Below are 14288 nucleotides of genomic sequence, written 5' to 3' on the forward strand. Positions count from 1 at the left end.
TTTGGTTTTTCTACTTCACTTGTTGACGTGTCATTTCCTGACGTGCTGGTCTCACTGGATGAGCCATCACCATCTGGCTTTTCTTCGCCACTTGTTGACGTATCACTCCCCGACGTACTGGTTTCACTGGATGACGACCCATCACCATTTGGTTTTTCTACTTCACTTGTTGACGTGTCATTTCCTGACGTACTAGTTTCACTAGATGACCCATCACCGCCATTTGGCTTTTCTAATGTACTCGTACTTTCTGATTCTGAGCTGCTGCTACTTGAATTTACAGGCTTACTAACTCCCCAAACATATACTGTATTTGCTTTAGGATTCTTTAAATCAAGCAAAACGTTTTTTGTTTCCTCTTCTTGCCAATTTCCATTACTCTTGGTACCAGTTAATGGGTTAATTTTTCCACTGGTAGGATTTTTAAGCCATGGATCTACCAAATATGTATTTGGTCCTAGTTTTAAGTAAGCAATACCGGTGTGATATAACATGCCACCAAAATTGATAACATTTTCAGTATTAAAACTTTGTAAATCAAGTTTTGTTAAATTAGATGTTTCTAAAAACATATTTCCCATATCAGAAACTTTACCCGTGTTAAATGAACTTAAATCTATATGATTTAAACCTGAATTACTAAATAAGTCACGCATAGAAGTCACATTACCAGTATCAAACCCACCCATTTTAACAGTGTCTAATGAACGAGTATAAGCAAACATACCGCTCATATTTGTCACTTTACTCGTATCCCATCTACTTAAATCTAAAGTTTCTAACTTATCATCATTTAGAAACATATTACTCATATTTACTACATTAGATGTATCTAAATTATTTTCACCCTTAATACTAATTAATGAACGATTAGAAAATAAATTCGCGCTATCAGATGGCAAAATCACTTTACCATCAATAACAATATATTTTACAGAATCACCTAAAATACCATCTTGACTCCAAGGTGCGTCATTATTACTTAGTGTGCCACCTTCAAGATTAATGGTCCCTGTTACTGGATTAAAATTCCAATCACAAGTTCCCCAAGTTCCTGTTTGAATGGCCGTACTATCGGCTGTAGTATTTAATTTACTACTCAGTTGCGCATCATCTGCAAAAACATTATCAGTAACCAACAAACCAGATCCTATTAATATTGACGCAGCTGTCAATAAACTTATCTCTAAACTTTTTTTCATCATATTTACTCCAATTCTAATATTGTGAGAGTATTGTATCTTATTTAGAATATTCACAACATTATAAAATAGTTCGATTTACATCAAAAAAGTATCCTAACTATTAAAATAAATACTTTAATCGTTTTTTATCTAAAATACAAAGCATTTTCACTTCATAAATTATTGGTACATCCTCAGCAAACTACGATATTTAACGTCAAAAAAACTGTTTCCGTTTACATATCGGAAACAGTTTTTAGTTAATTAAAAATTATTTAGATACCTAACTTTTTCGTGAAATTTCACTTAAGTTATTTGAGTACGATTTTTTATTATTTTAACAATCCCTGCGCATTATACTAATATCGTTTCAACCATTAACTTCCATGACATGATTTCCACATTTCATCCCCGAATGGCTACAAATCACATTATTTCTGAATCATTAAAAAATATAAAAAAGGCCAGAATTGATGACATTATTCTAGCTTTTCTACTACTCATACCTGTGTTAGTTAATTCACTATAAGCTCTTCGGTACCCATCCCTATATGAAATTGATAACAATGCTAAAACTATTACTATAATAATAAAGATTATAGATAGATTAAGCCACATATCTAAAATACTTCCTTCTTGAAATTTATAATTCAAATAAAATTTAAAAATATTAGTTACAAATTTATTTATGTATATAGCAACATAATACTAGCACCTTTTTATTTTGTAGCGGCCATTCAACATCACTCACCGTGAGATTTACCGCGTAACACATGATCTGCGTGTTCAAAGGTTTCATTGATTACATCTAAAATATGTGGATCATTTAACTGATAATAATTATATTTACCATTTCTTTCACTCGTCACTAACTGATGATCACGCAATAAAGCTAGATTGTGTGATACAACGGATTGTTCAATGCCCAATAACTCACTTAATTCTTTTACACTTAGCCTTTTATTCTCTAAATTGTACAACATTTCAATTCTGATACGATTACTTAATAATTTCATAATACTAGTCATCTCAAGCAAATGTTGATCATCCATTACACAATGTCCCCCTTTCAAAAATATGATAAAACATGATGAATTAAGCCACTATCCCAAAATACATATAAACCAATTAAGATATAACAGATTTTCATCATGATTTCACCATATTGGTTCATTATTTTCATAACCAAATTAGTTGTTACGACTAATTTAATTATAAAAACAATCATAGTGACTAAAATGGCAATTATCAAGATTGTTATCACTAAATCATGGATACTTTTACCAATCATAATTGGCAGAAAAATCGCTAAAACACATCCTGAACACACAGATAAATAAGTCAATAAAACTGTTATAATGGGTTGTTTATGCCATTTAGGAGCACCATTGCCATCATCATCATGCAAAGCCATATAAATTGGCAATATTCCAAGCAAGCCTAAAATCCATTCAGGTAAAAATAGCCCTAGCGTTGCACCAATAAAATAGCTACCAATTAACAACAGCATAACACCTGCTAGATAACCCAGCAAAACTTGCAAGACATGATATTTTTTCAGTAAAAATAACAACATGAAGAAAAAGTCTATATTAATACCTAAAAACGTCATAACTATAATCCCTATATTCATTTCATCCTCCTAAAAAACACATGTTGTTTATTACATATGTACATAATAACATGTGTAATAAACAATGACACAAAAAAACACCAATTATGAAAAATTGGTGTTTTTTTATTACTCATTAGGTTGTAGTGGCCCATAATAATAAGATGCTGTCGCACCACCATCAATTAGAAAAGTTGCACCACTAATATAGTGTGCTCGTTGACTCATAATCAACTCGGCAACGTCAGCAACCTCGTCTGCGGTTCCTGGACGTCCAGCTGGCGATTTCGCAAACATATTTTTATAGAACGCACCTCGTTTGCCATTAAATTCATCACGTGCTAAAGGTGTCACAATAATACCTGGCGCAATAGCATTTACACGGGCTTGACGTTCACCCCATTTAACAGCTTCATACATTGTTCTTTTTTCATTGCATCGTTTGGCCAATTGATAAGCATGCAACGAATCTTTAATATTATTAACCTGCAAGAAGTCTAAATCTAATAGTTTCTCAGTTGGCGCCATTGCTAATTGCCGGTCCTGGTGTGTCGTTAATGCTGGCATCCTATAGCCAGATTGACTTGAAATAACAACACCAACACCACCAGGTGCAATAACTTGACGAACTTCTTCTAATAAGACGGCCGTACCATACAAATCCACTGCTAAAATTTTTTCAATTGATGCCTGTGACGGCGAAACGCCTGCCCCATTAACCAGCATTTTAATTTGCCCAAATTTTTGCGCAAATGCAATCATAGCTTTAATTGACTGACGAGATGATAAATCCATCTGAAACGTTGCCACATCATAACCAGCATCTTGAAGAACGCCACTAATCAATTCTAAGTTTTCGGTACTACAATCACCTAAAATAATTTTTTGACCATAACCTAGTCTACGCGTTATTGCTAATGATAATTGGCCAGCACCAACGACCAACATAACATCTTTTTGCTGCATCATTTTTTCCTCGCTGTACTATTATTTACCTCATTGGTAATGAAATTACTATGCTACTTGAAGTAAACTTCAAGTCAAATTAATTTGCACTAAAGTTTACTCTAAGGTGTATAGTAAAACACATTATTATATAACGGCATCATTAAAAAGAAAGGGCTAATTTTATGAAAAATATTTTGATTATCGGTGCTACCGGAACAATTGGTCAGGCTACACGTCATCTACTGTTAACAAAAACAAATTATCATCTCACTTTGTTTGCCAGAACTGCACATCAACTAATAATTAATCATGACAGAGAAACTAGTATTAGTGGTGACCTCAATCATAAAAAAGAATTACTGAAGGCGATGCAAAAACAAGATATCGTTTTAGTTGCATTAAGTGGTGATTTACCAAAATATGTTCAAAATATCATAAATATTATGCAAGAAATGAAAGTTTCACGCATTATTTTCATTGCGTCAATGGGAATTTATAATGAAATCCCTGACAATATTGGTGCCAGTGGCAATCTTAAGCAAAATCCATATTTAAAAAAGTATCGTCAAGCTGCTGATTTAATTGAAAGCTCATCATTAGACTATACAATTATTCGGCCTGGTTGGTTTGACCAAGGTACAGAAACATATGAAATTACAACTAAGGGTGAAGCTTTTGGTGGTCATGATATCGCTATTAATAGTATTGCAGATTTTATCGTAAAATTGATAATCCATGATGCATTTGGTATCAAGCAAAACTATGGCATTAATCGGCCTAATTTCTAAGCAATAATAAACGGGATTTACCAAGTAGGTACTTAGTAAATCCCGTTTATTATTATGCTGTTATTTTAATTAACGATTTAATTGCCCGACGTTCATCCATCGCTTCGTATGCTGCCTGTATTTGATCAAGATGAAATGCTTCTGTAAACACCTGTCCTGGATGAATATCACCGTTTAAAACAGCTGTTAGCAAACCATGCTTTTCATCATGTGTCGTAACTGCTGCAATACCACCACGAAGACCGATATTAGACCAGAAAAGCTTATTAGCTGATGGCTCATTTTGTGGTACACCCACACGACCGATAATAGCACCAGCACGTGAAATTTGCTGAGCTTCTTGTATAGAGCTCTCGTTACCAACACATTCAAGAACTGCATCAACGCCTGCCTGATTCGTTATAGTTAACATATCTAACACAGCTTGCTTATCTCGTGTTGACACAATATCAGTTGCACCAAATGCTACTGCCAACTCAGCACGTTCTTGGTGGTGACTTAAAATAATAATTTGCTTTGCTCCCATTAACTTTGCGGCAATCACTGCACACAATCCCACAGCACCATCACCAATAATAGCAACAGCATCCCCGGGTTTAACCTCGGCCGTATATGCAGCATGATACCCTGTTGCCATCACATCAGATAACGTTAATAAATCATTCAACTGTGATTCTGAATAATCTTGTGGTTTTCCGGGAATTTTTACCAATCCCCAATTTGCATTACTATAACGCAAATATTCTGCTTGATAACCATTTTCTGAATCTTCACTAGCATGATTATTTTCACAATTACCATCAAATCCAGCTAAACATGCTGCACATTTACCACATCCATGCGTAAATGGCACGACAACAAAATCACCAGTTTTAACCTTGGTCACTTGTGAGCCAACGGTCTCAACCACACCAATCGCCTCATGACCAACTCGCGTATTTGAGTCACGCTGGTTTATGCCACGATACCACCACATATCAGAACCACAAACACAAGCACGTACAATCTTAATGACAGCATCTGTTGCTTGCTTTATTTCTGGTTTAGCGACCTCTTTTAATATTATTTTCCCTGGCGCAATAAAATATGCTGCTTTCATTTTAATCCCCTCTACTTAAATATATTTTTAATAATTAATTTTTATCAGTCTTTAGTATAAAACTTGAAGTATACTCAAAGTCAAACAAAAATAATTGCAATAGCGATTTGCCTTGGAGCACACTCTAAGGTATAAAATAAATAAAAAGTTACCAGGTCTAGGAGGCTATTAAATTGAACATTAAACAAGCGAGTGAAATCAGTGGTATTTCTGCAGATACAATTCGATACTATGAACGAATTGGTATTATCCCAGCTATTAAGCGCAGCACAAGTGGTATTCGTAACTTCGATGACGAAGATTTAAAATGGTTACAATTCAGTCGCCAAATGCGGACTGCTGGGGTCTCAATTGAAGCATTAATTGAATATATTCAATTATTTCAAATGGGTGACCAAACAATTGATGCACGTGTCCATTTATTGAATGAACAAAAAATGCAGTTAGACGAAAAAATTAAATCATTAGTTAACGCAACAGATCGTTTGGCTTATAAAATAGATAACTACCAAACTCATATGATACAAACAGAAAAAAATTTGCGCCCTTTTAATAATAAAACCTTTCAATAGATTACTAGTTTTATTACGCAAAATAACAATAATCAAAAAGATGGTTCTAAAAACTTTAAACGTTTTTAGAACCATCTTTCACTACAGATCATACAATATTATTTATCAGTTTTTTCATAAACTGGGAACGAATCCGATGCCCCATAATTTTCAATGTGTTTAAATTGCTTTAATGTCACCATATCCTCATCACTAATCGTAAATGATAATTCAGTATTACCAATAATATGACTTGGCGTTTCTGACTTTGGTAAAGGTAACATCCCCAATTGCAGACAATATCGTAAGCACAATTGCGCAACATTAACACCATACCTATCCGCCATATTTTGCAATGATTCATTAGTCAAAATTTCACCATGAGCCACTGGTGAATAGGCTTCAACTAACACGTCGTTATCTTGACAATATTTGATTAAATCAAACGGTGTATTTGAGACATGCGCTAAAATCTGATTAACAGCTGGTTTAATGCGACCATTTTGCAAAATATTGTCTAAATCAATTTGTTGAAAATTTGACACACCAATAGCTTTAATTTTACCAGCATCATATGCCTCTTCCAAAGCACGCCATGCTGCTAAGTTTCCCTTAAAATAATGTTCACCATTTCTAAAATCAGCCCATGGTTGTGGTGCATGAATAATCATCATATCCACGTAATCTAATCCCATGTCTTTTAATGACTGATCAATTGCCGAAACAGCTTCATCATATGACTTAATTTCAGCTGCTAATTTCGTTGTTACAAAGACATCTGCGCGTGATACTGAAGATTCTCGTAGTGCCTGTCCAACCCCTTTTTCATTACCATAGGCTTGTGCTGTATCAATATGGCGATAACCGGCATCCAATGCCACTTTTACAGGATTAATGACGTTATCATTTTCAATTAACCACGTTCCAAAGCCTAACTTAGGAAGTTTAACACCATTTGATAATGTAAATGTCTCATTTAAAACTGTCATATAATACCCCTTTTTTAACTTTTATTTTATTTTTTAAAAATCAAATGTACACCGCCATCTGACAACTTCTTAGCTTGATCAAAAGCAAACGTATCATCAACATATTGACCTACTGCTTCAAAACTAGCTTTTTTATTTTCGTCACCATTAACATGAGGCGCGATTACTAATGAAATTTGATCCACAACATGCGCTTTCAAAAACGCACCATTAATCATGGCACCACCACAAACAGCCAAAGTTTCAATATTGAAATGGGCATATAATTTTTCCAACACTGTTTCAAAATCAAACTCTGTTTCACCACCAATAATATATGGAATATTCATTGATTGTAAAAAGGCTAGATAGGCTTGACTCGCTTGTTTTGTAACAACTTCAATAGCATGCATTTGATGACCATTATAGTCAAAAAAGTTTTGCGTCCAACCACACTTTCCCTGACGATCAAACGATACAGACCATGTATCAGATTCTATTTCTGGTAACCAATCCTCATATGGAATTTGTGCATCTTCAAAATCACTCAAATCAAGCGTTGCTGGTGCTGCATACATTTGAATCGTTTCACGACCATTGGCATCAGCATTGCTCATTTTAAATAATTCATCTGAATAATAAGCACTTGAAGCACTGCTACTATGTGGTCCATCAATTTTACCATCAATTGAAACATACATATGGATAACGACTTTACTACGCGTCATAACGACTCCCTCTTTATACTTAAGTTAATTGATTATAGGCATCATCTTCAACTGGTTCTAACCATTCTGACTCACCAGTCGTTATCGCTAAATGACTAAACCAACTATCTTTCGTTGCACCATGCCAATGCTTAACACCATCATGGGCAATCACAACATCACCTGGATTTAATAGTTGCGCTGACTTACCTGCCTCTTGATACCAGCCTTGTCCACCGGTAACTAACAGGATCTGGCTACCATTATGATGAATATGCCAATTATTACGACAACCTGGCTCAAAAGTCACATTGCCCACAGGTACACTCACATCATCACCAGGTGTCACTAATGTGTTGTTATAACTTTGACCAATAAAATATTGTGCAAAGGCATCATTAGTTGGTCCGGTTGGAAAAACGCCTGGTTGTTCAACTTTTTGATTTGTCATATTAACTTCTCCTTAGATTAAAATAATGTTATTTATTGCCAAATTTCTTTTGCACGATTAAAAGCTGACCATGCTTTTGGCCAACCAACATAAAATGCCAAATGTGTAATTTCAGCAACAATTTCTTTTTGCGTAATGCCATTAGCTTTACCAATTTGTAAGTGTGTTGCCAATTGCTCAGTATTCCCCATTGCAATTAGTGCCGCAATTGTTATCAATGAGCGATCATGCGCACTTAATTCATCCTCTTTATCCCAAACTTCACCAAATAAAACATCATCATTTAAATGAGCAAACTGTGGTGCAAATTCACCCAACTGTTCTTGTCCTGCTGTTTGTTTCTTAGCCATAATGGCACCTCCCTAATTAATAGCTATCCAACAAACTCATTTTAAGACTTAAAGTACACTTTAAGTCAAATATTTTACTAGATATTATTAAATTTGTTTTGTTGTATAATATATACTTAAAGTTAACTAAAAGGAGATTTTAACCATGTCACTTACCAAAAACACGTATAATATTGGTGAATTTAGTCAATTAACCGGTATTCCAACATCAACTTTACGTTATTATGAAACTGAAAATTTAATAAAACCCCAACGCTCAGCTAATGGTCATCGCTACTATACTCGTGATGATTTTGATTGGTTACGTTTTTTAAACCATTTAAAAGGCGCTGGTATGAGCATTGCCGACTTAAAACAATATATTATGCTACGCGAACAAGGTGATAAAACGATTCCGCAACGTTTAGCACTCCTGAAAACAACTAAAAATAACTTTTTGAAAGAATTATCAGAAATCCAACAACACTTACAAATTTTAAACGATAAAATCAACTGGTATGAAGCCAAAGTTACTGGGATTATTTCTGATAGCGAAAAATTTAAAACTTATCTAGAACACTTAGGGCATGAAAATTATTAACCACAAAAAATTTATGATAATGATAAAATTTTCATTTCAATAAAAGCAAGTACTTGCATGCATTAAAAATCAATCGTATAATAACGGCGTAATCAAAAATATACGGAGGTTTCGGTAATGAAATTTAAACAATTTATTTTAAGTAAAGGACCTATTCTAGCCCTACTAGTCGGTCTACTCTATGGGGTTATTGTTTTCTTCATCTATTATTCAGGCTATAGTGCCGTCCCTAATAATGTCGATAAATTACCAATTACACTGGTTAATCAGGATCAAAAAAGTAACAAACTCGCTAAACAAATTAAAAAGGCTTTACCTTATAAACATGTCAAATCAACACCCAATCTAATAAATGCCAAAAAAGAATTAGACGATCGTGATACTTACTTAATTATTAATATTCCGAAAAATTTTACTACCGATATTGCTGCAAATAAGCAACCAAATTTGAATTTTTACATTAATGAGTCAAATCAAACTTCAATTGTCAGTGCCATGAAATCAACAGCTACAACTATTGGTAATACTGTCCAACAACAAATTAGTATGCAAAAAGGAACTCTATTAATCGCTAAGCCACAATTAGCATCCCTACAACAGCAACTTCAGCAGGAGCAAGTTAAGGCCAAAGAAACAATCAGTCAACAAAAACAAGCAATTAGTACTGCTCCAGCTACACAACAAGCGGCGTTAATACAAAAACTTGAAGAGCAAACTAATCAAGCCCAAGTTAAAGCACAGCAAACTGCCGCCAAGAAAAAAGATAAAATTATTAGTGATGCACAGTCACAAGCACAACCACTAATCAATAACATTAAAATTAATATTGAACGACAAAATAAAGTTGATACTGGTCTAAACAACTCGCTAGCCCCATTTTTTGCTAGTCTATCAATTTATCTTGGTTCCCTAATAGGCGCATTACTTCTCTACAACACATATGCTAAATTTGCTCCTCAAATTGGTCGCTTTAAAGCTTTTGCCAATCTTGAAATCACGATGGCTCTTGAAGCAATTATTATTGCTGGTATCGTTACATGGGCCATTTCAGCAATGGTCGGCACTGGTAACTTTGGTGAACTTTGGTTATCACATTTATTAACTATTTTTGCTGCTTATAATTTCAATTCAATAATGCTACTACTACTTGGTCAAGTTGGAACTGCACTAAATATTTTCCTAACCATGCTACAAGTTGTTGCTGGTGCTGGTATGATTCCCGTTGTAACAATGAATACCTTCTTTAAAGCCATTCACAGCTTTGCACCCATGTATTATGGGATTACGAATGATTTTAATGCCATGTACGGTGGCACCACACCAACGGCAGTATGGTATGGCTTTATATCTTTGATAATTGGAATCATCATCATTAACCTAATCATCGTTGCTTTCAAGAAACAACAAACAATGTTAAGATTTGATAAATTGGGTTAATGGAGGTTTATACTCGTGTCAAAAGATAATCAAATTCAAGAAACAATTTTAAGTGCATTTTCAGATTTAATTCGCCAGTATGGATATCGTGGCACAACGACTAAAAAAATTGCCACGATGGCTGATGTCAACGAAAGCACGATTTTTAGACATTTTAAAAATAAAGCTGGTATTCTAAAAGCACTAGTTCAAAACTATCTAATTGATGTCAAAGAAGCAGCTAATGATTTTGAGTTCCATAATGATATTGAAACAGATTTAGTGCAAGTTGCTAATATTTATCAACAATTTATTAAACGACACCAGTCAATTTTTTTACTATCACTGCATGAATCAACAGAATTTCCAGAAATCGAGTCAGTTGTTAACCAATTACCACAATATTTCCATGATTTATTAATGGTCAAATTTCGTGAAATGGTGCAAGCTGGTGAAATTGATTCTCAAACTGATATTGCTACTGAAGTAGACAGTTTCGTCACCCTATGTTTCGGTAATGCTGTTGCTTCATTTGTTTATCCCAATTCAGCTTTATTTATTAAAGCTGAACAATTTTCAGAGAAGAATATCCGTACATTTGCTCAACACTTAAAATAATATATTGAATAAACATTCAACACTTTAATAAAAAATAGCCGCTTACCATCTTTCGGTAAGCGGCTATTTATATTATTATCATTACCAACCAATATGATGACGACCATTTGGCTCTTTTAATTTACCATTTACAAAATCCTCAAATACTTGATGTATTATTGTAAATGCACGTTGTAAATCAGCTTCTTTAATCACCAATGGTGGCTGAAAACGTAGGGTACTACCCCGTAGCGAAATCATTAACACCCCATTTTTAAATAAATTATAGATGATTGTATTTGTTGCTTGTTCATCACCCAAACCTGTTTTGGGATTAATAATATCAATTCCACCGTTTAAACCATATAAACGCACATCCCCAATAAAATTAAACTGTGTCTTTTCATGAGCAAAGAAATCTTGCGCCACTTGCCCCAGTTTGGCTGACTGTGCAACTAAATCTTCTGACTTAATAACATCTAATGTTGCTAAAGCTGCTGCTGCACTGACCACATTTCCAGCTGTTGTATAAACATTAGCTGGCGCTTGCAGACTCTGCATAATTTCACGTCGTCCTAATACAGCACTCAATGGTATTCCAGACGCCATTGACTTGCCCATCGCAATCAAATCTGGTTTTAAGCCAAAGTGCTCAAATGACCAAAACGTTCCAGTACGGCCATAGCCTTGATTTACCTCATCAACAGCCAATAAAATACCATGTTCATGTGCAAAAGAAGCCACCTTGTCCCAATATCCAGCCGGTGGTGCAATAATACCACCATCGCCTTGAATTGGCTCAATCATAATAACTGCTGTTTCTTCAGCTGGTAAATAATTTTCGAATGGTTCTTTAAACGCTGCAAACATTCGCTCAACAAAATCTGCATCACTTTCATTTACTAAACGTTTATCTGGTGACGGAAAAGGCACCTTATAAAAACCTGGTAACAATGGTCCAATCTTGCGACTCATGTTTAAACTAACTGCTGAGGCAGAAATAGATCCATATGTTGAGCCATGATAGGCACCAACAAAAGACACAACATTTGGACGACCTGTGTAACCCCGAGCAAACTTGATAATAGCATCATTGGCATCTGAACCTGAATTACCATAGACTACCATCCAATCATCTGGATTACCCGGTGCTAATTTAACTAATTCACTTGCTAGTTTTGCTTCCGTTGACGTAGCAAAATAAGCTGCAGTGTAATGAACTAAATTTTCAGCCTGCTTTTGAATTGCCTTAACAATTTTAGGATGAGCATGTCCCGTGTTAGTCGCACTCGCACTCGCTAACAAATCAATATATTCATTACCATCTACATCAGTTAAAATTGCACCTTTCCCAGAATCAATGACCACATCAAAATAGTAGACACGGCCTGCTCCCGCAAAATGTTGTTCTTCTTGATTTAAAATTTCATCATTTTTGACCATAGTTATTTTTTGTTCCCCCTTCAAAAAAATAACGATTAATCGCTTGTTTTATTTCTTAATACTGAATGCTTTGCACCGTATACAAAGTAGACAATAATACCAACAATGAACCATACTAATGCGTAAATTTTAGCTTCTGAGCTTAGTCCCCAGAATACCCAACCAGACAAAAGTGCTCCAATAGCTGGTGTTACCGGATAACCAGGCATTTTAAAGCCAGCTTCTGGCAAATCCTTACCTTCACGTTTATGCAACGCATACATTGCCAATGACACAAAAATAAAGGCAATCAATGTTCCTGCCGAAATTAATTCTGACAAGAATGAGAATGGGAAGAATGAACCAACAATAATTGCAATTATTGTCAAAACCAATAGGCCACGATTTGGTAATCCTTTGTCTGACGTTACTTTACCCAACCATTTAGGAAGCATACCATCACGCCCAAATGAGTAAAGCAAACGCGAACCAGCCATCATCATCCCAATCAAAGCCGTAACCATTCCAACAACAGCAATAATTGATGTAACAGCGGCAACAATTGGATGACCGGATTGTCGCAATGCCCAACCAACTGGCTCAGCGTTATCAACATATTGTGTATATTTAAACATACCAACCAAAACAATTGAAACACCAATAAATAAAGTAACTGCAATCAATAATGATCCCAAAATTCCACGAGGCATTGTCTTTTGTGGGTTAACGGCTTCAGCAGAATTAGAAGCAATTGAATCAAAACCAATATATGCTAAGAAAATACCTGAAACACCTGCCCAAATTCCTTGGAAGCCTCCCATAGTTGCGCCATTTGGATTATATGCTGGTACAAATGGTGAATAATTTTCAGGATGAATAGCTGTTAATCCAACAAAAATAAATAGTAAAATTGCAAAAACTTTAACAACAACTAAAATAACTTCAATACGTGATGCTTCATGCACGCCACGTGAAAGTAGCAAAGCGACCAAACCAATGGCGATAAAGGCAACAATATCAATGACACCACCTTTAGGACCACTAACTGCTTGAGACCAACCAAACAAAGTATGTGTGTCTAGTGCCCCTGACAATGAAGCGGGCAATTCAACATTAACTTGTGTTAATAACCCTCTAAAATTCGCGGATAACCCAGATCCGACAAACGCAACAGCAATAATATACTCAGCTAACAATGCCCAACCAGCAATCCAACCAAACCCTTCACCAAATAGTACATTAATCCATGAATAGGCTGATCCAGCAACTGGTAATGTTGAAGCCATCTCAGCATATGCTAATGCCACAAACCCAGCCACAACTGCTGCCAGTAAAAATGAAAAGACCACACCAGGGCCGGCATACTTTGCCGCTACAACCCCAGGCAAAGTGAAGATAGCCGTCGAAACAATTGTCCCCACACCTAATGCTAAGAAATCCTTAGTGTGCAAAACACGTGGCATTTCTGAATCTTTACTAATATATGTAGAAGCGTCCTCGCGCTCCATAAATTTTGACAATAGCCCCATATACTCTACTCCTATCTAAGGTGACCGTATTAATCATGATTGACTAATTTATTAATTGCCTTAATTGGACAATTATTATTTACAAT

General features: G+C 35.1%; 16 protein-coding genes. 5 read left to right on the forward strand and 11 right to left on the reverse strand.

The window, feature by feature from the left end; translation table 11 throughout:
- The 4 genes from G7Y65_RS05450 to G7Y65_RS05465 form a co-directional block, all read right to left on the reverse strand.
- The coding region (locus G7Y65_RS05450) for a BspA family leucine-rich repeat surface protein (protein WP_165314722.1) at window positions 1–1202 on the reverse strand (1202 nt) is incomplete at its 3' end.
- A gap of 725 nt (window positions 1203–1927) precedes the next feature.
- A complete protein-coding gene (locus tag G7Y65_RS05455) occupies window positions 1928–2236 on the reverse strand; it encodes an ArsR/SmtB family transcription factor (RefSeq protein ID WP_042493447.1) in 309 nt (102 codons plus the stop codon).
- Window positions 2237–2253: 17 nt separating this feature from the next.
- Window positions 2254–2817: a cadmium resistance transporter gene (locus G7Y65_RS05460; RefSeq protein WP_042493445.1), complete on the reverse strand. Its 564-nt coding sequence runs from the start codon at window positions 2815–2817 to the stop codon at window positions 2254–2256.
- Window positions 2818–2925: 108 nt separating this feature from the next.
- On the reverse strand, window positions 2926–3765 hold the full coding sequence (locus G7Y65_RS05465) for an SDR family oxidoreductase (protein WP_206222676.1): 840 nt from the start codon (window positions 3763–3765) through the stop codon (window positions 2926–2928).
- A 161-nt stretch (window positions 3766–3926) separates the two neighbouring features.
- Between G7Y65_RS05465 and G7Y65_RS05470 the strand changes: the two genes are divergently transcribed.
- On the forward strand, window positions 3927–4532 hold the full coding sequence (locus tag G7Y65_RS05470) for an NAD(P)H-binding protein (protein WP_165314723.1): 606 nt from the start codon (window positions 3927–3929) through the stop codon (window positions 4530–4532).
- A gap of 52 nt (window positions 4533–4584) precedes the next feature.
- On the opposite strand, the gene G7Y65_RS05475 is transcribed toward G7Y65_RS05470, so the two are convergent.
- Window positions 4585–5631: a zinc-binding dehydrogenase gene (locus tag G7Y65_RS05475; protein WP_042493439.1), complete on the reverse strand. Its 1047-nt coding sequence runs from the start codon at window positions 5629–5631 to the stop codon at window positions 4585–4587.
- A gap of 173 nt (window positions 5632–5804) precedes the next feature.
- Between G7Y65_RS05475 and G7Y65_RS05480 the strand changes: the two genes are divergently transcribed.
- On the forward strand, window positions 5805–6203 hold the full coding sequence (locus G7Y65_RS05480; protein WP_137600639.1) for a MerR family transcriptional regulator: 399 nt from the start codon (window positions 5805–5807) through the stop codon (window positions 6201–6203).
- A gap of 98 nt (window positions 6204–6301) precedes the next feature.
- On the opposite strand, the gene G7Y65_RS05485 is transcribed toward G7Y65_RS05480, so the two are convergent.
- The 4 genes from G7Y65_RS05485 to G7Y65_RS05500 are packed head-to-tail and all read right to left on the reverse strand — an operon-like array spanning window position 6302 to window position 8658.
- Window positions 6302–7171, reverse strand: a complete 870-nt coding sequence (locus tag G7Y65_RS05485) for an aldo/keto reductase (protein ID WP_042493436.1) — start codon at window positions 7169–7171, stop codon at window positions 6302–6304.
- Between the two features lie 26 nt (window positions 7172–7197).
- Window positions 7198–7878, reverse strand: coding sequence for a dihydrofolate reductase family protein (locus tag G7Y65_RS05490; RefSeq protein ID WP_137600641.1), 681 nt, complete (start codon window positions 7876–7878; stop codon window positions 7198–7200).
- A gap of 19 nt (window positions 7879–7897) precedes the next feature.
- Complete coding sequence (locus tag G7Y65_RS05495; RefSeq protein WP_042493434.1) at window positions 7898–8308, reverse strand: cupin domain-containing protein; 411 nt, start codon at window positions 8306–8308, stop codon at window positions 7898–7900.
- Between the two features lie 32 nt (window positions 8309–8340).
- Window positions 8341–8658 (reverse strand): carboxymuconolactone decarboxylase family protein, encoded by a 318-nt coding sequence (locus G7Y65_RS05500; RefSeq protein WP_042493432.1) that lies wholly within the window; start codon window positions 8656–8658, stop codon window positions 8341–8343.
- Between the two features lie 145 nt (window positions 8659–8803).
- Here G7Y65_RS05500 and G7Y65_RS05505 point away from each other — a divergent pair, with 145 nt between their 5' ends.
- From G7Y65_RS05505 to G7Y65_RS05515, 3 genes are all read left to right on the forward strand, one after another.
- Window positions 8804–9238 carry a MerR family transcriptional regulator gene (locus tag G7Y65_RS05505; RefSeq protein WP_042493430.1) on the forward strand — a complete coding sequence of 145 codons (435 nt, stop codon included), beginning with the start codon at window positions 8804–8806 and terminating at the stop codon, window positions 9236–9238.
- Window positions 9239–9355: 117 nt separating this feature from the next.
- A complete protein-coding gene (locus tag G7Y65_RS05510; RefSeq protein WP_042493428.1) occupies window positions 9356–10675 on the forward strand; it encodes an ABC transporter permease in 1320 nt (439 codons plus the stop codon).
- Window positions 10676–10690: 15 nt separating this feature from the next.
- A complete protein-coding gene (locus G7Y65_RS05515; RefSeq protein ID WP_042493426.1) occupies window positions 10691–11272 on the forward strand; it encodes a TetR/AcrR family transcriptional regulator in 582 nt (193 codons plus the stop codon).
- A gap of 81 nt (window positions 11273–11353) precedes the next feature.
- Here G7Y65_RS05515 and G7Y65_RS05520 read toward each other — a convergent pair whose 3' ends face one another.
- Both G7Y65_RS05520 and G7Y65_RS05525 read right to left on the reverse strand, forming a co-directional pair.
- Window positions 11354–12694 (reverse strand): aspartate aminotransferase family protein, encoded by a 1341-nt coding sequence (locus tag G7Y65_RS05520; protein WP_165206773.1) that lies wholly within the window; start codon window positions 12692–12694, stop codon window positions 11354–11356.
- Between the two features lie 35 nt (window positions 12695–12729).
- A complete protein-coding gene (locus G7Y65_RS05525) occupies window positions 12730–14202 on the reverse strand; it encodes an APC family permease (RefSeq protein ID WP_137600643.1) in 1473 nt (490 codons plus the stop codon).
- Window positions 14203–14288 lie beyond the last annotated feature (86 nt).

The organism is Weissella sagaensis (genome assembly GCF_010306265.1).
Taxonomy (GTDB): Bacteria; Bacillota; Bacilli; order Lactobacillales; family Lactobacillaceae; genus Weissella; species Weissella sagaensis.